At 43.9% G+C, this 18,513-nt stretch carries 16 protein-coding genes; 10 read left to right on the forward strand and 6 right to left on the reverse strand.

What is annotated here, in order from left to right:
• The first annotated feature begins 292 nt into the window (after positions 1–292).
• The 7 genes from AC0VYI_RS09800 (at position 293) to AC0VYI_RS09830 (ending at position 9,350) form a co-directional block, all read left to right on the forward strand.
• The gene (locus AC0VYI_RS09800) at positions 293–1,468 is read left to right on the forward strand and encodes a GNAT family N-acetyltransferase/peptidase C39 family protein (RefSeq protein ID WP_475449005.1); all 1,176 of its coding nucleotides are present in this window, start codon (positions 293–295) and stop codon (positions 1,466–1,468) included.
• A 123-nt stretch (positions 1,469–1,591) separates the two neighbouring features.
• The gene (locus tag AC0VYI_RS09805) at positions 1,592–3,085 is read left to right on the forward strand and encodes a PAS domain-containing sensor histidine kinase (protein WP_475449007.1); all 1,494 of its coding nucleotides are present in this window, start codon (positions 1,592–1,594) and stop codon (positions 3,083–3,085) included.
• Positions 3,078–3,503, forward strand: a complete 426-nt coding sequence (locus AC0VYI_RS09810) for a response regulator (protein ID WP_475449009.1) — start codon at positions 3,078–3,080, stop codon at positions 3,501–3,503. The genes AC0VYI_RS09805 and AC0VYI_RS09810 overlap by 8 nt, the downstream gene beginning before the upstream one ends.
• A gap of 10 nt (positions 3,504–3,513) precedes the next feature.
• The gene (locus tag AC0VYI_RS09815) at positions 3,514–5,238 is read left to right on the forward strand and encodes a putative bifunctional diguanylate cyclase/phosphodiesterase (protein WP_475449011.1); all 1,725 of its coding nucleotides are present in this window, start codon (positions 3,514–3,516) and stop codon (positions 5,236–5,238) included.
• Between the two features lie 380 nt (positions 5,239–5,618).
• Positions 5,619–6,470: an MIP/aquaporin family protein gene (locus tag AC0VYI_RS09820; protein ID WP_199478539.1), complete on the forward strand. Its 852-nt coding sequence runs from the start codon at positions 5,619–5,621 to the stop codon at positions 6,468–6,470.
• A gap of 24 nt (positions 6,471–6,494) precedes the next feature.
• Positions 6,495–8,015, forward strand: coding sequence for a glycerol kinase GlpK (gene glpK, locus AC0VYI_RS09825; protein WP_475449013.1), 1,521 nt, complete (start codon positions 6,495–6,497; stop codon positions 8,013–8,015).
• Positions 8,016–8,276: 261 nt separating this feature from the next.
• Complete coding sequence (locus tag AC0VYI_RS09830; RefSeq protein ID WP_475449015.1) at positions 8,277–9,350, forward strand: threonine aldolase family protein; 1,074 nt, start codon at positions 8,277–8,279, stop codon at positions 9,348–9,350.
• 7 nt (positions 9,351–9,357) lie between these two features.
• Here the strand turns inward: AC0VYI_RS09830 and AC0VYI_RS09835 are convergent, their stop codons facing one another.
• The gene (locus tag AC0VYI_RS09835) at positions 9,358–10,194 is read right to left on the reverse strand and encodes a helix-turn-helix domain-containing protein (RefSeq protein ID WP_475449017.1); all 837 of its coding nucleotides are present in this window, start codon (positions 10,192–10,194) and stop codon (positions 9,358–9,360) included.
• Between the two features lie 203 nt (positions 10,195–10,397).
• Between AC0VYI_RS09835 and AC0VYI_RS09840 the strand changes: the two genes are divergently transcribed.
• Complete coding sequence (locus tag AC0VYI_RS09840) at positions 10,398–11,336, forward strand: SPFH domain-containing protein (RefSeq protein ID WP_475449018.1); 939 nt, start codon at positions 10,398–10,400, stop codon at positions 11,334–11,336.
• 3 nt (positions 11,337–11,339) lie between these two features.
• On the forward strand, positions 11,340–11,801 hold the full coding sequence (locus AC0VYI_RS09845; protein WP_475449020.1) for an NfeD family protein: 462 nt from the start codon (positions 11,340–11,342) through the stop codon (positions 11,799–11,801).
• Positions 11,802–11,868: 67 nt separating this feature from the next.
• Here the strand turns inward: AC0VYI_RS09845 and arsJ are convergent, their stop codons facing one another.
• From arsJ to AC0VYI_RS09870, 5 genes are all read right to left on the reverse strand, one after another.
• On the reverse strand, positions 11,869–13,089 hold the full coding sequence (gene arsJ, locus AC0VYI_RS09850) for an organoarsenical effux MFS transporter ArsJ (protein WP_475449021.1): 1,221 nt from the start codon (positions 13,087–13,089) through the stop codon (positions 11,869–11,871).
• A 63-nt stretch (positions 13,090–13,152) separates the two neighbouring features.
• Complete coding sequence (locus AC0VYI_RS09855) at positions 13,153–14,169, reverse strand: ArsJ-associated glyceraldehyde-3-phosphate dehydrogenase (protein ID WP_475449023.1); 1,017 nt, start codon at positions 14,167–14,169, stop codon at positions 13,153–13,155.
• Between the two features lie 26 nt (positions 14,170–14,195).
• Entirely contained in the window at positions 14,196–14,555 is a 360-nt protein-coding gene (locus tag AC0VYI_RS09860) for a metalloregulator ArsR/SmtB family transcription factor (protein WP_475449024.1), read from the reverse strand.
• A gap of 203 nt (positions 14,556–14,758) precedes the next feature.
• Positions 14,759–15,607 (reverse strand): universal stress protein, encoded by an 849-nt coding sequence (locus AC0VYI_RS09865; RefSeq protein ID WP_475449026.1) that lies wholly within the window; start codon positions 15,605–15,607, stop codon positions 14,759–14,761.
• 22 nt (positions 15,608–15,629) lie between these two features.
• Positions 15,630–17,120 (reverse strand): SulP family inorganic anion transporter, encoded by a 1,491-nt coding sequence (locus AC0VYI_RS09870; RefSeq protein ID WP_199478552.1) that lies wholly within the window; start codon positions 17,118–17,120, stop codon positions 15,630–15,632.
• A gap of 433 nt (positions 17,121–17,553) precedes the next feature.
• Between AC0VYI_RS09870 and AC0VYI_RS09875 the strand changes: the two genes are divergently transcribed.
• The gene (locus tag AC0VYI_RS09875) at positions 17,554–18,321 is read left to right on the forward strand and encodes an undecaprenyl-diphosphate phosphatase (RefSeq protein WP_475449028.1); all 768 of its coding nucleotides are present in this window, start codon (positions 17,554–17,556) and stop codon (positions 18,319–18,321) included.
• Positions 18,322–18,513: the final 192 nt, after the last annotated feature.

Consider the following 18,513-nt stretch of genomic DNA (forward strand, 5'->3'; position numbering starts at 1 on the left):
TTATGGTTGCAACAGTAACTTATGTAACGTTACTGGTGGGTCATTGTTTTAAAAGAGGTTAAAAAACATTCTGAATTTGTGCGGATAGTGCGCTTAATTTTATGTTTTAACAATAGACTAAAATGAAGAATAAAATGTTTTTTTCGTACATTTTTAAGCTATCTTTTAAATAGGTTTCGCCCTAGAATTCGCGAAATCTCTCTCGTGAGTTTGGTGGTTCTCGTTGCCTTGGTTTGTGGCGAAAACACTAGAAAAACGAGCCTACGACCTTCTGTCTTTTCTAAGGCGACACATGACGACAACCACAACAACATTGACTCACCTCTCTACTGCAATCACCTCTAGCGATGTTCGTTTAGCAACATTGGATGATCTGAAATCGCTTTTGGTACTTGAGGAGCGTTCTTTCTCTGGGGACCGTTTAAGCCGGCGTAGCTTTCGTCGCGCCATAACGGGTGCAGGGTCTGCTCTATTAGTTGCCGTGTCCGATCAGACGCTACTGGGGTATGCCTTATTACATCTTCGACAAGGTACGCATTTGGCGCGTTTGTACTCTTTGGCTGTATCACCAGAGGCGCGTGGTCTAGGGGTGGGTAAGCTATTGATTCAAGCTTGCGAGAAGAAGGCCGTCAAAAAGGGAAAATTGCTGCTACGCTTAGAAGTGAGCGATGTGAATCATAATGCGATTGGTTTATACCAAAAAATGGGGTACCGAGAATTTGGTCATTATGATGCATATTACGAAGATCAGACAGATGCGATTCGTATGCAAAAGCGTTTACGCCATGCGGGAGATGAGCAAACGACACGAGCGATTCCCTGGCTAGCGCAAGGAACGCCCTTTACTTGTGGTCCAGCCTCATTGCAGATGGTGTTGTCTGCTTTGCATCCAAGTTATCAAGCAACGCCAGATGATGAGTTGGAAATCTGGCGAGAAGCGACAACGATATTTATGACATCGGGCCATGGCGGGTGTCATCCTATGGGATTGGCACTAGCTGCCGAGAAACGAGGCTTGACTGCCAATATTTGGTTGAGTGACGACGGGCCGCTATTTGTTGACAGTGTACGGGATGAGCTTAAGAAAAATGTCATCACGCGAGTACATCAAGGTTTTGTAAAGCAATGCGATGAGGCGAGTGTACCAATACATTATGCTGTGATGCCCTTAGCTCAGTTGATTGAAGCGTTTGATTCTGGGGCGCTTGCAATCATCCTGATTAGTACTTTTCGCATGGATGGCAAAAAATCGCCCCATTGGGTGGTGATGTCTGGTTATGATGAGCACAGTATTCTCGTTCATGATCCAGACTTAGATGATGATAAAAAATTACCAGACGATCCGCCAAGCCCATTGGATTGTCAATATGTGCCCATTGCTCGGGATGAGTTCGAAAAGATGTCTCGTTTTGGCAGAAGCCGGTTGCAAGCGACGGTTGTGTTGACGAAAAGAAACCAGTCACGATAGAAGCTTGTTGTTTGGGGAGCAGGAGAAGAATAACAATTTGTCTAGGAATATTTTGTAAACTTACTAATTGCTGATTTATCATCCCTGCATTAATCTATAACAAATTATTATATGGAATAGATAATGACAAAAAGTGACGTCAAAGAGGAAAAAAAAATATTAAAGAATAATGACTTAGATGACGAATCTTTTTTTTCTCAACTGCTAACCTATTTGCCGATGGGCGGCATGGTGGTGAATACAGATTCTGTTATTCTCTTAGCGAATGAGACTTTATCAGACATATTAGGCTATTCAACAGATGAGCTTGTTGGTATGGATGTTGACTCGTTGCTACCTAGTCAGTTTCAAACCAACCATAAAAAACTCATGCAAGGCTTTTTCAAGCATCCTCACAAACGCAAAATGGGCAAAGGGCAGGCTCTGTTTGCGCGCTGTAAAGACGGCAAACACATTCCAATAGAAATTGGGTTAAACCCGATAGAACAGAAAGGCCAAACTTTTGTTTTAGCGACTTTGATCGATCTTTCCATGCGAGATCGTGCGAGAAATATGTTTCAGCGATCCATTGAAGATGCGCCTCATGGTGTGCTGGTTGTGGATTCTGATGGCGTGATTCGTTTAACGAATAGTATGTTGTGTCAATGTTTTGGCTATACCTCGGATGAGTTGTTGGATCAACCTTTAGCCATGTTGCTGCCAAGTCGCTATCGAAAAAACCATGATCATTTGCGTCGTTCCTTTCATCAAAACCCCATGCCTCGAATGATGGGGGTAGGACGAGATTTGACCGCTTTGCATAAAGATGGTCGTGAGTTTCCTGTGGAAATAGGGCTCAGTCCCTTTGAAGACGAAGATAATAATGACATGGTGCTAGTCTCTTTATTGGATATCACACAGCGTAAACGTATGGAGCAAAAGCTGCGGGAAACCAATACCAATTTAGAAGAGTTTACTTATGTTGCGTCCCATGATTTGCGTTCGCCGTTGCGGGGGATTGCGGATTTGCTTGAGTGGATTAAAGAAGACCTTGGTCCTGATGCACTTCCAGATGTCACCCATAATCTCAATCGAATTGATGTTCGCATTAAGCGGATGGAACAACTCATCGACAATTTATTGACTTATGCACGAGCAGGCAATGTCGAGTCTAACGTTCAGGAAATCGACATTAATACACTGCTTGATAATATCGTCGAATTATTAGAGGTGCCCGAAGGGATTAAGATAATACGAGATGTCCAGTTTGAGCGCTTTACGTCGGTATGGACTCCGCTGGAAACGGTGATGCGTAATCTAATCAGTAATGCCATTAAGCATCATGATCAGGAATCGGGCACGATTGTCGTGCGTTGCATGGTCGAAAATAGTTTTTGTCATTTTAGCGTTTGTGACGATGGGCCTGGTGTTCCAGAAGCCGCGTACCAACGTATTTTCCGTTTATTTCAAACGGTGACATCCAGTGAACGAAGTGGAACGGGCATCGGCCTTTCTGTTAGTCGACGTTTGGTCGAAACGCATGGGGGGCGTATTAGTGTGGAGAAAAACGAACATCAACGCGGTGTTACCTTCCATGTTTGGTGGCCGCGATTTTTAAGGAAAGATACCCATGAGTAAAGAATTAAGTGTTCTTATTGTCGAAGATGATGATGTGTCAGCAGAGTCGATCATCCGTAGTCTGAGAAAAGTCGCACCGGACATCGATATTATTCATGCGGAAGAGGGTAAAACGGCCATAGAAATACTTGAAAAAACACACCCAGATAAGGTTATAAAGTCACCCTTTTTGGTGTTGTTGGATTTAAATATGCCCGTTATGAATGGCTTTGAGTTTTTAGAGTACATTCGTGATAGTAAAAACTTGCAAGACACGGTCATTTTTATTCTGACGACATCAAATGATGACACTGACCGTTCTCGGGCTTATGCGAACAATGTTGCAGGTTATATGGTTAAGTCTGAAGTTGGACCGCAATTTGCGAAATTAGCTACCTTATTAAATGCTTATAAAAATGCGGTGGAATTAAATGGTTGAGGATGCAGGCATGGATGTTTCAAAGACCCTTGATGTTGATGCTAATGTGCTAAGGTTACTGATCGTTGATGATGACGATGTGGATCGAGAGCGTTTATGTAGGATGTTGGCTAAATCTGACATAGAAACGTTTGTATCTGAGGCGTCTTCTTTGGAAGATTCCATGAATTTTCTGCAAGGGGGTGAGTTTGACTGTGTCATTGTTGACTACCGCTTAGGGATAAATTCAGGGCTCACTTTACTCAACAGCATTCGTACTACATTGGAAAATCGATGTGCGGTTATTATGGTAACTGGGCTTGGTGATGAAGAGGTTGCAGCAGAAGCCATGCGTTTGGGGGCGAGTGATTATCTATTGAAAAATCAATTACAAAGTCCCCAATTGATACGTGCTGTCATCAGTGCGGTGCATCGTGCAGAGTTGGAAAAGAAACTTCACGATATGGCGCATTATGATAACTTAACGGGATTAGCTAGCCGACCACTTCTGCTGAAACACTTACAAGCGGCGATTGTTGATGAAGATCCCACCGCCGTTGCATTCCTCGACTTAGATAATTTTAAACCCGTGAACGATAATTATGGTCATGATATTGGCGACTTCGTTCTTATTACAATTGCGGATCGGCTTAAGCAAATCATGCGAAAAAACGACACTCTGTCTCGTATTGGTGGTGATGAGTTTGTACTGTTATTGCGCGGTGTTGTGAATGAAGAGCAGTGTATTGAATTTCTTAACCAGTTACTTGAAGTCGTTAACAAGCCTATTGAGATTGAAGAATTTGAAAGCGTTGTTCAAGTGTCTGCAAGCATTGGTGTTACCTTAGTCTCCAATGACAGTTTAGACGCCGATACGGTGGTTCGGCGAGCAGATCAAACCATGTATCAAGCGAAAAATCTAGGCAGAAATAACATTGTTTTTTTTGATCCGGAGGAAGAGCGCCGCTTACATGAACGAAGAGCCATTTTGCAAGCCGCCGAGCGTGGCGTTGTTCGGCATGAATTTGAACTCCATTACCAACCGCAAATCGATATGGTAAATCACCGTTTAAAAGGGGTGGAAGCTCTTATTCGTTGGAATCATCCAAGCAAAGGGTTTTTATACCCTGGGGACTTTACTGAAGCTTTGGAACATCCAACTACAGGGATTGTCATAGGGGAGTGGGTATTGGAAGAAGCGTTGCGACAACTTGCCATTTGGGACAGAGATGACCTTGTTGTCAGTGTCAATATTGCCCCAGCCCATTTGCTTAGCAAAGGGTTTGTTCAGCAACTTGAGCGGTTGTTGAATAACATGCCCAACATTAGCCCAAAGTTATTAGAAATTGAGATTTTAGAAACTGTTTCAATGGCGGATATACACAGTGCCGTTGAGGTAGTGAAAGCCTGCTGTGAATTGGGGGTTCGAGTCGCACTAGACGACTTTGGTACAGGGTATTCCTCTCTTAATTATTTGAAAAAGTTGCCTCTGGACACCTTAAAAATCGATAAAAGCTTTATTCAGAACATACTGTCCAATCAGGACGATAGAGCGATTGTTGCTTGTGTTGCTGAGCTTAGTCAGGCGTTTAAATACGACTTGATAGCGGAAGGTGTTGAATCATTCGATCATATGCAATCGCTGATCGAGATAGGTTGTCATCTAGGACAAGGATATTATATTGCTAGACCTATGTCTGCTGACAAAATGACGCAATGGATTGATCAATACAATAAAGGCCCTCAGTTACATTAACTATTTGTTTTCTAAAAAGTATTCCTCTTGTTCTTCGCTATGACTATCTCACCCAATGTGGGATAGGCTTTGCGTGCACTCCCTGTCTACGCCTTTTATGGTGCCATGGCGCCTAACTAAAACTCATGTCTAAAGTCTTATGATTTTCCATATTTGATAGTATTAAGTTATAGAGTGAATGCAAAAAAGCTATTTGCAATGCTTGACTCATGGATAGATTAGTGAGATAACGAAAATGTTTTTGTTGTATTTCGAAAATACATTGTAGAAAATCGAAAATTCGTTGTATAACGAAAATAAATAATCAAATAGCGAAACAAGCATAAACAGTATATGACTCATAATAGTCAAATAATAATAAAATACAGGGGATAACTAAGATGAAAGAGCTAGCTAAGCCTACCTTGATGGGGGAGTGCATTGCGGAGGTGATAGGTACTGGTTTATTTATGTTTATCGGTACGGCGTGTGTGGCTGCGTTGGTCACGACGGGAGCCCAATATGGTCAATGGGAGATTAGTATTATTTGGGGGCTTGCGGTTGCTATTGCCATCTATGCTGTTGCTGGCGTCTCGGGGGCACACATTAACCCTGCTGTCACCTTAGCACTTGCAACCTTTATGGGGTTTGAATGGCGCAAAGTGCCTTTCTTTATCATTGCTCAGTTTGTTGGTTCCGCGCTTGGAGTAAGTTTAACATATTTCCTTTATGGTCCGGTGATTTCTGAATGGGAGTTAGCGCACCATGTTGTACGAGGTACCGCCTCAGGCTTGCAAACCGCAGGCATCTTTACCACATTCGCCAATGCTAATATCAGTTATTTTCATGCCATGCTAGTTGAGCTGAGCATCACGGCATTATTAATGTACTGCGTTTTGGCACTTACCGATGATAAAAATGGTGGTGCTAAGGGGCCTCTTGCAGGGCTTTTCATTGGGTTGGTCGTCGCGATTATTGGTGCATCTGTTGGGCCGTTAACAGGCTTTGCGATGAACCCCGCTCGTGATTTCGCTCCGCGCCTTTTGATTGATTTTCTGGGGTGGGGGCATGTTGTGATGACAGGTGGTCGTCATATGCTTTATGCATGGGTACCGATTGTTGGTCCTATTTTAGGTGCGCAATTGGGGGCGTTTATTTATACACGGTTCGTGAGTCCTTCTTTACCAGCCAATATAGAAGAGAAAATTGAATTGGAGCAGTCTGTTTCGATGGCGTCAGCAGTAAAAAAATAAATCATAACAATAAGGAGAACAGCAATGTCAGAGCAAGCTAAAAATAAACATTACATTGTCGCACTAGATCAGGGAACCACCTCTTCCCGTGCTATTATTTTTGATCGACATTCCCATATTGTGGCGGTGTCTCAGCGGGAATTTAGCCAGTATTTCCCCCAATCTGGTTGGGTTGAGCACGATCCAATGGAAATTTGGTCTAGCCAAAGTTCTGTGTTGGCGGAGGTGTTAGCGAAAAGTGGCATTCAACCTGATCAACTTTCTGCGATTGGTATTACTAATCAGCGTGAAACGACCGTAGTATGGGATAAAAATACTGGACGTCCTGTTTATAATGCGATTGTGTGGCAATGTCGCCGTACTGCTGATATTTGTGATGAGCTTAAGGCTCGCGGCTTAGAAGATTATGTCCGTGAAAACACCGGGTTGGTCATAGACGCTTATTTTTCTGGTACGAAAGTCAAATGGATTCTCGACAATGTAGAAGGCGCTCGCGAAAAAGCTGAGAACGGAGAGTTGCTGTTTGGTACCGTAGACTCTTGGCTGATCTGGAACATGACGCGTGGGAAAGTGCATGTTACAGACTATACCAATGCCTCTCGCACCATGCTATTTAATATTAAAACGTTGGAGTGGGATAAACGAATGCTAGAAGAGTTAGGCATTCCTGAGTCCATGCTGCCAGAAGTGAAAGGCTCCAGCGAAATCTACGGTGATACGAATATTGGTGGTAAAGATGGTACCCGTGTGCCAATCGCAGGGATTGCAGGGGATCAGCAATCCGCCTTGTTTGGTCAGCTTTGTGTCAAAGAAGGTATGGCGAAAAATACTTATGGCACTGGTTGTTTCTTGCTGATGAACACAGGAACCAAGCCCGTACTATCCCGACATGGTTTGATTACCACTTTGGCCGTTGGTGCCAAAGGCGAAGTGAATTACGCGCTAGAAGGCTCGGTGTTTATGGGGGGAGCGACGATTCAATGGTTGCGTGATGAGCTGGGCATTATTCGCGATGCACAAGATACTGATTACTTTGCTTCGAAAGTGGAAGACAGCAATGGCGTATATCTGGTACCTGCTTTTGTGGGCATGGGAGCGCCGTATTGGGATCCTCATGCCCGTGGCATTATGGTTGGTCTAACACGTGGTGTGAATCGCAACCATATTGTTCGTGCTGCTCTTGAATCAGTGGCGTTTCAAAGCCGTGATTTAGTGGATGCTATGAAACAGGATTCTGGTATGGAGCTGGCCACATTGAAAGTTGATGGTGGCGCGGTTGCAAACGATTTCTTAATGCAATTCCAGGCGGACATTGTTGGTACCAAGGTAGAACGTCCCAAATTGACGGAAACCACCGCACTTGGCGCAGCGCTATTGGCGGGTCTGGCGGTGGGGTTCTGGGACTCTATTGACGAAATTCAAGAAAACTATGAAATTGACCATACCTTTGAGCCAGCCATGGCGGATGAAGAGCGTGCTAAACGCTACAAAGGCTGGCAAAAAGCGGTCTCTCGCTCACTAAAATGGGCTGAAGACGAGGAATAAGTTTAGCACTTATCCCGATTTACCAAGAAATCTCAAAGCGAGTGTGTTAACCCATACTCGCTTTTTTATTTGTTAGGAAAGCTCAGATAAACTACCTTCTATCTCTTTTATCCTAATGTATTGGGAGAAAAGTGGTTTAGGGGGGTAATTGGTATTAGCCTTTAATCGATGCGAAATGAAATGCCTGCACAAAAATCCAAGTCATTCTAGCTACTAGCTGGCATGATAATGCTTTCAAAGAATCAATCAAGGAGTAGTTCAATGAAGGTCGCGTTTACCAGTGATAATATTGCCGGTGCCTCTGAGTCGGTTTTTCAAGCCATGATAGAAACCTCACAAGGTGATGCTATGCCCTATGGGAACGATGAAAGCACTGCGTTAGTGACTCGTAGGTTGTCTGAATTGTTTGAGTGCGAGGTTGAGGTTTTTTTAGTGTCTACTGGTACGGCGGCAAATGTCTTGAGTATCAGTGCGTTGACGCCTCCTTGGGGGAGTGTCTTGTGTCATAAAGAAAGCCATCTATTGCAAGATGAGAGTACCGCTCCGGAGTTTTATGCTGGTGGTGCACGCTTTGTTGGCATTGAGGGTGAAAACGCTAAAATTGATCCAGAGTGGTTAAAAAAGGCGGTGAGTCAGAAGATCGGCGATGTGCATTCTTGCCAGCCTGCCGCAGTGAGTATTTCTCAAGTGACTGAGGTGGGGAGCGTTTATTCATTAGAAGAGATTCGCGCTGTAACTAGTGTAGCAAAAGAGGCAGGGTTACCTGTTCACATGGATGGTGCACGGTTTGCTAATGCACTGGTGTCATTGGGGTGTACACCCGCGCAAATGACATGGAAAGCGGGTGTGGATATTGTCTCGTTTGGCGCGACTAAAAATGGCACCATGGCGTCGGAAGCTATTGTGGTGTTTAAGCAATCCCTTGAAGAAAAAAGATTGTCTTTCGATAAGGTTGTGAAGGAATTAGCTTTTCGTCGTAAACGCGGCGGACATTTGCATTCGAAAATGCGTTTATTATCGGCTCAGATGATTGCCTATCTGACAAATGATTTATGGTTAACCAATGCTTCCCACGCAAATGCAATGATGGCGCATTTACAAGAAGGACTAAAATCCATACCAGGTGTAAAAATTAATACGCCCGCTCAGGCAAATATGTTGTTTTGCACCTTACCTTTGCCCATGATTGATCACCTGCATTCTGAGGGTTTTGCTTTTTATGGTGGGCGTTGGGAAGAAGGTGTGGTGCGCTTAGTGACGTCTTTTAGAACCCCAAAAGAAGGTGTTGACGCGTTTATTCATGCTGCCAAGTCCTTTGCTGAGCGTACTGTATAACCATTATTTATGCGCCGTAGCGATAGTGTGACGGCGCAATCTGATAAGCCTTTTTAAAGGCACGGTTAAAGTGACTTTGATCATAAAAGCCGACATTAGCAGCAATGTCGGTCAGGCTGTTTTTCGTGTCTTTTAACTGAGTGCAAGCACATTCCAGTCTTAGTCTTAGTAACCAAGCATGTGGTGCCAGACCTGTTCGTTTCTGAAAGTGCCTTATAAATTGGAAACGAGTGAGACCCGTTAAATGGGCTAGTTCATCCAAAGTGATTTTTTGTTCGAGATGACTGTCGCAGTAGTCCCTTAATTGACCTAGTTGCTGATCACTTAATCCCCAGTGCGACTCCTGTTTGGGTGTTTTATCGAGCAATGTGAAGAGTTCTGCTAATACGTTGGTCCACAAGCTATCTTTGTATAGTTGGCTTGCTTGACTATCGGGCTTTAGTGCGTGACTAAGCTTACTAAAGGACTGAGCAAGCGTCCCATGGTGAATCACGGCAGGAGCAAAACTCTCAATATTCGGTGTTAATGAATCTGGGTGCCTGTCTAACAAGGCCGTTTGCAATAAAGTGGGCGGAACTCGAAAGGTAGTGAGCTGATGTGGCTCATTGCCAACACCGCGTCCATCGTGAACTTCTCCCGGCGGCATAAAGCAAATGTGCTGTTGTGAAAAATCCATCGACTGACCTTTATGCGTTTGGCGAAACACGCCATTTGTGATTAACCCGATATGAAAATCAAGATGGAAGTGGGGTTGGAAATCTAACAAGCTAAGGGAAGCTTCGCTAATGACTAATCCCTGAAAATTTTCAATATGTAGATATCGGATAGAACTCTTAGAGGTCATAAAGAGGCTCTTTTGTTGTTTGAACACCGCGTATTCATATGGAAGTCATCGTTTTACTGTTAAATATGCTTTTATTAATGACTTTGCGCATAAAACAGGCCTACTATGGTAACGATGAATGAGGCATTTTGCTTGTATTTTTGTGCATTGCCCATGGTGGGTCAATAATAAGGCTCAAATGACGTGTTTAAGGAAGGATAACGATGGAAGATCTACTTCATTATGTGCTGAACGTACAGGTTTTAATATTTGTATTAGCGGTCGTCTTATTAAAAAATTCGATCAAATTCGTCCCTCAAAATCAGGCTTATGTGATTGAGCGTTTTGGTAAGTATCAATCCACCAAAGAGGCTGGCTTGAACTTTATTTTGCCGTTTGTTGATCGTATTTCAGCTGTTCGCTCTTTGAAAGAACAGGCGGTGGATGTGCCTGAACAAAGCGCCATTACAAAAGACAATATTTCCCTCAGTGTTGATGGGGTGTTGTATTTTCGCGTGTTAGACCCTTATAAAGCCACTTACGGAGTTGAGGATTACGTTTTTGCTGTGACTCAGCTAGCGCAAACAACAATGCGTTCCGAGTTAGGTAAAATGGAATTGGATAAAACCTTTGAAGAACGTGATGTTTTAAATACCAATATTGTGGCATCGATTAACGACGCGTCCGGTCCATGGGGAATTCAAGTACTCCGTTATGAGATCAAAGACATTGTACCGCCGCAGTCTGTTATGGAAGCGATGGAAGCGCAAATGAAAGCAGAGCGTGTGAAGCGTGCGCAAATTTTAGAGTCAGAAGGGGATCGCCAAGCGGCGATTAATCGTGCTGAAGGTGAAAAAGCCTCTGTGGTATTAGCGGCAGAAGCGGATAAGGAAGAACAGGTGTTGCGTGCCGAGGGTGAAGCAAAGGCCATCGTTGCTGTGGCCTCAGCTCAAGCTGAGGCGTTGCGTCAAGTGGGTGAAGCGGCCGCTACAGAAGAGGGGCAAAAAGCTATTCAACTGGATTTAGCGAGTAAGGCCATTGAAGCGAAACGGGCAATCGCTAAAGAATCGTCTGTTGTCTTGTTGCCTGATGGGGCGACGGAGGCTTCTGCTGTTGTTGCACAAGCCATGACAATTATTCAAAAAATGACGAAAGGGAGTTAGGTCATGGATTGGTTTATCAACAATTTGGCGCAAAGCTTTTTTGTTGCGGGCCTTATTCTCCTGGTCATTGAGGTTGCTGTACTAGGGTTTTCTACTTTTGTGCTGTTTTTTGTCGGTCTGTCTGCAATGGTGACAGGGGCTTTATTGTTCGTTGGGATACTCCCTCAGGATGTGTTAAGTGCATTTTTGAGTACAGGTGTGTTTACTGTGATTGCGGCGATCATTTTATGGCGACCGCTCAAACGAATGCAGTCAAATGTGAGTTCAAAAAAAGCCAAGAATGACTTTGTTGGTTATCAATTTGTGTTGCAAGACACTGTGTCTCCAACGCAATTAGCGACTCATCATTATTCTGGAGTGACTTGGTCCTTGATCAGCAACGAGACAATTGAAGCGGGAACTCGGGTTGAAGTGACGGAAGCGGAAGTCGGTGCGCTTCATATTAAAGCCGTAGACTCGAACTAAATGCTTTGATTTGGGTGAAACACCAAGTAGATTCAGGGTAAATACTCGACTTGGTGTTGATGAGTTGCTATCTATGGATCGTGTGGCTGTCTTTAGGTAACCAGAACGAGATAAGGCTGGTAAGGGCAAGAAAACCAAAAGACACCCAAAGACAGGGAATAATGCCATCATTTTGGTACACCCAACCAGACAAAACGGTGCCGATGAGTCTTCCCATCGCATTGGCCATGTAATAGAAGCCCACATCTAATGATATGCCATCTTCACTGGCGTAGTGAACGATTAAGTAGCTGTGTAATGACGAATTAATCGCGAATATAACACCAAATAAGATGAGCCCACCTAATAAGATTTCTAGTGTCTGATCAAAGTTTTGCATGCCAATGGCAATTGCGGCAGGCGCTAGGGTTAATAATATCGCCCAAAATCTGGCTTGACTGCCACTTGGCGTGTGGTTCTGCTTTTTGCCTGTGAGATGAGGGGCAAGGCTTTGTACGAGGCCATAGCCGATTACCCATAGAGCAAGAAAGCTGCCGACACGCCAGTGATCCCAATGGAACTGACTGGTTAAATAGACGGGGATGGCAACGACGAACCAGACATCTCTAGCGCCGAACAAAAACAGTCGTGCGGCCGATAAGATATTGACTTCTCTGCTTTTGGAGAACATTTGCGAGAACTTGGGCTTGTTTTTCGCCTTGCCTAAATCCTCTTTGAGTAGGTACAAACTGGCAAGCCACACGATGCCAAGACCAATAACCATGCTTAAAATAGCATGATGAAAACCAATGACACTGAGTAAGAACCCCCCTAGAAAAAACCCCACCCCCTTAAGTGCATTTTTTGAACCTGTTAATAGCGCAACCCATTTGTATAAAGTGCTACTGGCATTTTTAGGAACAAGTGTTTTTATGGCACTTTTCGCACTCATTTTGTTGAGATCTTTTGCAATGCCGGATAACGCTTGTGCTGCCATGACCCAAGGAATGGATAAATAGCTTGCTGGCAATAAGAGCATGCTAAGGGCGACAACCTGCATGAAAAGGCCAATGTTCATGGTGCGGTTGAGTCCCCATTTTGCTCCAAGCCAGCCACCAAATAGATTGGTTAGCACCCCAAAGAACTCGTAAAAGAGGAAGAGCAGGGCAATGTCCAGAGCGCCGTATCCCAGTTGATAAAAGTAGAGGACAACCAGCATGCGCAATGCGCCGTCGGTTAGGGTGAAACTCCAGTAATTTCCCGTGACGATCAGGTACTGACGAACGCTTTTTGGTAATTGTGATAGCATGATTGTTTTACTTTCTTCTCTGACTATTCGAAACGATAGGTCATTTGCTCAGTGAGCCTAGACTTAAAGTGTTTGGTCTAATTGGCCAACTTTTCTCATCAACTCGGCAGCACGGTTAGCGTAGCCCCATTCATTGTCATACCAAACATAGAGCTTCACTTGAGTGTGATTGATGACGAGTGTGCTTAGTGCATCGACAATGCTTGAGCGAGGGTCGGTTTGGTAATCGATGGAAACTAGGGGGCGCTCTTCATAACCCAGAATATTTTTAAGAGGCCCTTGTTTGCTAGCCATCTTTAATAGTTGGTTGATTTCTTCTGCGCTGGTGGGGCGCTCCATTTCGAACACACAGTCGGTTAACGAGGCATTGGTCAGCGGTACACGCACAGCATGACCGTTTAATTTACCTTTTAGCTCTGGGAAAATATGGGTAATAGCCGTTGCAGATCCCGTTGTGGTTGGAATCAAGCTGCTACCACAAGCGCGTGCTCTGCGTAGGTCTTTGTGTGGTGCATCAATGATGGTTTGGGTGTTGGTTATGTTGTGAATGGTGGTCATGGAGCCGTGTTTGATGCCAATGGCTTCCTGTAACACTTTGACAATAGGCGCAAGTGAGTTGGTAGTGCATGAAGCGGCTGTCACGATTGGATGTAAACGAGGGTCGTAATCGCCATCATTCACGCCCATAACGATATTCAGCACGCCTTCTTCTTTGACTGGGGCCGTCACGACCACACGTTTTACACCTTGGTCTAAGTAGGCTTGTAGGGCTGACTTTGTCTTCATAGCGCCTGTGGCTTCAATAACAACATCGCATTGTGACCAGTCTGTGGCCCCAATGGTGCTGTGTTGTGTGCAAGGAATAATCTTGTCATTAATGATGAGATTGTTACCATCGCTGCCAGCTTCATGGTGCCAACGCCCATGAACGGAGTCAAAGTTGACGAGATGCGCTAAAGTAGCCGCATTGCCTTGGAGGTCATTGATTTGTACAAACTCAATGTCGTCCCAGTCAAATGCGGCACGAAAAGAAAGTCGTCCCATACGGCCAAAACCGTTTATGCCTACTTTTATGGTCATGGTTATCTCCTAATATTATGGCGTGGTTAGCAACAGGTAACGAGTCGCTCTGGTCGGCTACCCATCTGTTCAAGTTGAAGAAAATTACCCTTTAACCAGTGTTGTTGGTGTTCAAGGGTGATGGTAATGACGTCATGTGCCCATTGAGGGAGTGAGTTAAGGGAATAAAATACCCATTGACTCTGTTTTCTGTCTGTTAGTAGGCCAGCTTTTCGCAGTTGCGCAAGATGGCGCGACACTTTGGGCTGTGTTTCTCCCAGTGCGGCCATAAGCTCACACACGCAGAGTTCTTCATAATGAGCAATGAGTAATAAACAACGCAAACGGGTTTCGTCGGCAATGGCCTTAAAAAAAATCGTTGGATCAAGGTGCATCTTTTCAAACATAGTATTTGGCGCGGTTTTTAGTTTATATATGAAATTTCATATATATGAAAAATCGAATATAGCAGATTTTATCAATGGGAAGCGTGACGTTTTGATGACAATTTATATCATGTCAAAAGGGAGTGGGCGTAAACATTAACAATGGGCGGCGTGACGATAACATGCAGCCCATTGTTATATGGGAGGATGGCTACTTGTCTATACTAGCGCAAGATGAGCAATGGAATATCGCTTTCGATGATCATTTTACTGGTGTTGCTGCCAACAAAAAATTGACGCACCTTCGAGTGCGCATAGGCTCCCATCACCATTAGTTCAATGTTGTTTTCATTTCGATATTGAGTCAAAACCGGATAAATATCACCTGCGATCAAAGATGCATTTACCTTGAAGTTTTCAGCTTCCAGAATAGCCTGAGCTCTGGCGAACTTTTCTTTTCTGGCTGGGGTGTCTTCTCCTGCCATGACCATGTGACAGGTCAGCCCTTTCAATAAAGAGCTTTGCGCAATACGAGCAATGGCATTGTCCGCCGCTTCACGACCATCGTAGGCAATCATAAAATTGCTCGGAGTTTTGAACTCCCCAACAGTGATCAGGATAGGGTGATGTAACGCCCGTGCCGCTCGTTCAATATGAGAGCCAATTGTGTTGGCTGACATGGCGTGTTCGCTACCATTACGTCCAAGGATGACTAACTTTGTAGAAGATTCTAGACTGATTAGCGTGTCCACCAAATCGCCGTGGCGTTGCATAATGCTGACATTTTGTGCCCCTTGCTCTTCGGCATGGGCTTTTGCTTTATGGAGCATGTCTTTGCCATGTTCTAAAGCGAGCTTAGCGCGTTTCTCATCCAGTTCTGTCAGCTCAGCAAGGAGATGCTCTCGGCTGCCCAAACCAATAGAACCTGATAAGTCGCTGTTAGACGTCATGCTTTTTTCTAGCGAATGTAAGAATGTTAACGGTGACTCAATATTATTGGCCGCCCATACTGCCGCGTCTGTTACGTATTCCGACAGAAAAGAACCATCAATACAGGCAATTACATTTGTCATTTTTGTTCTCCTTGTAAGCGTCTTAGTGGCCGTTCAACAGTTTGTCTGCTTCTTCTGGTTTGTTGTGCACCCCAAATTTGTCCACCACCGTGGCGCTGGCTTCATTCAAGCCAATAACATTGACTTCGGCACCTTCACGACGGAATTTGATGACCACCTTATCCAAAGCGGCGACGGACGTGATATCCCAAAAGTGTGCATCAGATAGATCAATAGTGACGCTATCAAGAGCTTCTTTAAAGTCAAAAGACGAATTAAATTGATCTGAGGAAGCAAAAAATACTTGCCCAACGACTTTATAAGTTCGATGAGACGCTTGTTCATTGATGTCGCTTTTGACAACCATAAAACGCCCAATTTTGTTGGCAAAGAAAAGAGAAGCCAATAAAACACCGACGAGCACACCAATCGATAGGTTATGGGTAGCGACAACAACACAGACGGTGACAATCATTACTATGTTGGTCGACATAGGGTGTTTTTTTAAGTTGATGATGGAGTCCCAAGAAAAGGTCCCGATGGATACCATGATCATGACAGCAACCAATGCTGCCATTGGAATTTGCCCGATCCATTTGCCAAGAAACACGACCATGATCAATAAGAACAGACCTGCAATAAAGGTGGATAAACGGCCACGCCCTCCAGATTTTACGTTAATAACCGTTTGGCCAATCATGCCGCATCCTGCCATACCTCCGATAAAACCAGTGACGATATTAGCAACACCTTGTCCCTTGCATTCACGGTTTTTATTGCTACCAGTATCAGTGAGTTCGTCGACGATGGTTGCGGTCATCATGGATTCGAGTAGACCAACAACTGCTAAGCTAAGAGAATAGGGTAGGATGATTAACAGTGTATCTAAGTTAAATGGAATGTCTGGTATCAAAAAAGTTGGTAATGAGTCGGGTAGTGCTCCCATATCGCTGACCGTGTGAATGTCTAGCCCGTTATAGATAGAAAAGATAGTCAGAACGACAATACAGACCAATGGTGATGGTAACGATTTTCCTATGACGGGGACGTAGGGGAATAGATAGATAATCCCTAATCCTGCAGCAGTCATGGCATACACCACCCATGTTACATTAGTCAATTCGGGAAGTTGCGCCATAAAAATCAAAATAGCCAGCGAGTTTACAAAACCCGTCACAACGGATTTGGAGACAAAGCGCATGAGATTGCCCAGTTTTAAATACCCTGCGATAATTTGAAAAACACCCGTGAGTATGGTGGCCGCAAGCATATATTGAAGACCGTGTTCTTTGACAAGGCTAACCATTACCAGTGCCATGGCGCCTGTTGCCGCTGAAATCATGGCTGACCGTCCGCCAAAGAAAGAGATGACAACAGCGATACAGAATGAGGCGTAAAGACCAACTTTTGGGTCAACACCGGCAATGATGGAAAAAGCGATGGCCTCGGGAATGAGGGCGAGGGCGACAACAGTCCCGGAGAGAGTGTCATTTTTGATGTTTGAGAACCAGTCTCGTTTTATTGATTCGATCATTTATTACCTTCTAAATCGCTATTCTTAACTAAAATCATGCGTTACCACACATAAAGGGATAGGTTTCTATTTTCTCAGCATGAACGGAAATTTATCGTCATAAGACTATGACGTCTGCATGATGACCGTTTGGTGACATGCGATGGGGAGGTACTTATGTGTTGTGGTCTGGTAATGCGTCACATCACACTTATACAGTGAAAATTAAACATGCGCGAATTATAGAGTTTTGACGAATTGATAGCAATTAATGACGAGAGGGATTTTACTTTACTGTAATTTGCCTAGGAGACTCTCGCTCTAAAAAGGTCATTGAAATAGTAAGGGCGAAATTACGTTGTTATCTCGTTTTTTTCATTTTTATTTTAGAGATATTTCTTTATAGTTCCTATGCTTTTTTTATTCATATTAATCACCTAGTTGGAATCGCATTGTGGATCTCATTCAAAGTATCATTTTAGGATTAGTTGAGGGGGTGACAGAGTTTCTGCCCATCTCTTCAACGGGGCATATGATCGTTGTTAGTCAATGGTTGGGTATGCAACAAACAAGTGGGACGAAAGCGTTTGAAGTTATCATTCAATTGGCTGCTATTTTGGCCGTTGTGGCTAACTATAAAGAGCGCTTTACTTTTAAGCACACTCGCTTATGGATTCAGTTGTTTGTCGCCTTTTTGCCTGTTGCCATCATCGGCTTCTTATTTAGACATCAAATCAAAGACATGTTTTCGGTTACCATTGTGGCGACTATGTTTATTGTTGGTGGTGTCATCTTCTTGATTACCGAAAGAGTGATAAAAGATAAAACCCCTAAGGTGGTAGAGCTTGATGATCTTAGCTTTAAACAAGCTTTATGGATTGGCATTGCTCAAGTATTTGCATTGATCCCAGGAACAAGTCGTGCTGGTGCAACAATCGTGGGTGCTTTGTTTGTTGGTTTGAGTCGTAAGGCGAGTGCGGAATTCTCTTTCTTATTGGCCTTGCCTGTGATGATTGCTGCTTCCGGTTATGATCTTTTGTCCAGCTATAAAGACTTTGCTAACGAGCAATGGATACCACTCCTCGTTGGGTTCGTGGTGGCTTTCATCAGTGCCTATGTTGTGATGAGGCTGTTTATGAGCTTTTTGCAGCGATTTACGTTTGTCGCATTTGGCTGGTATCGAATCCTATTTGGTGTATTGATATTGATGACTGCTCATTAATTGATGTGAGCAACCTATTACTGCCTTTTTATCGTGGGCTAAAGCGTTAAATTGCTTGTGTTTATGATGTAGAGTAAAAATTGTGTAAAAAAAAATGCCGCTATTGTACCAAGGTACAATAGCGGCATTTTTTTAGGTGTCCTATTCTGGCATTAATTAGAAATTTAATCGTCTTATTTAGGAAACCACATA

This window comes from Marinomonas sp. 63XJN7_9_ISO-PGPR-S23-217 (assembly GCF_056173515.1).

Bases quoted from the DNA above. Each gene is read 5' to 3' on its own strand.
- AC0VYI_RS09800 (WP_475449005.1), top strand. From the start codon at position 293: ATGACGACAACCACAACAACATTGACTCACCTCTCTACTGCAATCACC.
- AC0VYI_RS09805 (WP_475449007.1), top strand. From the start codon at position 1,592: ATGACAAAAAGTGACGTCAAAGAGGAAAAAAAAATATTAAAGAATAAT.
- AC0VYI_RS09810 (WP_475449009.1), top strand. From the start codon at position 3,078: ATGAGTAAAGAATTAAGTGTTCTTATTGTCGAAGATGATGATGTGTCA.
- AC0VYI_RS09815 (WP_475449011.1), top strand. From the start codon at position 3,514: ATGGATGTTTCAAAGACCCTTGATGTTGATGCTAATGTGCTAAGGTTA.
- AC0VYI_RS09820 (WP_199478539.1), top strand. From the start codon at position 5,619: ATGAAAGAGCTAGCTAAGCCTACCTTGATGGGGGAGTGCATTGCGGAG.
- glpK (WP_475449013.1), top strand. From the start codon at position 6,495: ATGTCAGAGCAAGCTAAAAATAAACATTACATTGTCGCACTAGATCAG.
- AC0VYI_RS09830 (WP_475449015.1), top strand. From the start codon at position 8,277: ATGAAGGTCGCGTTTACCAGTGATAATATTGCCGGTGCCTCTGAGTCG.
- AC0VYI_RS09835 (WP_475449017.1), bottom strand. From the start codon at position 10,194: ATGACCTCTAAGAGTTCTATCCGATATCTACATATTGAAAATTTTCAG.
- AC0VYI_RS09840 (WP_475449018.1), top strand. From the start codon at position 10,398: ATGGAAGATCTACTTCATTATGTGCTGAACGTACAGGTTTTAATATTT.
- AC0VYI_RS09845 (WP_475449020.1), top strand. From the start codon at position 11,340: ATGGATTGGTTTATCAACAATTTGGCGCAAAGCTTTTTTGTTGCGGGC.
- arsJ (WP_475449021.1), bottom strand. From the start codon at position 13,089: ATGCTATCACAATTACCAAAAAGCGTTCGTCAGTACCTGATCGTCACG.
- AC0VYI_RS09855 (WP_475449023.1), bottom strand. From the start codon at position 14,169: ATGACCATAAAAGTAGGCATAAACGGTTTTGGCCGTATGGGACGACTT.
- AC0VYI_RS09860 (WP_475449024.1), bottom strand. From the start codon at position 14,555: ATGTTTGAAAAGATGCACCTTGATCCAACGATTTTTTTTAAGGCCATT.
- AC0VYI_RS09865 (WP_475449026.1), bottom strand. From the start codon at position 15,607: ATGACAAATGTAATTGCCTGTATTGATGGTTCTTTTCTGTCGGAATAC.
- AC0VYI_RS09870 (WP_199478552.1), bottom strand. From the start codon at position 17,120: ATGATCGAATCAATAAAACGAGACTGGTTCTCAAACATCAAAAATGAC.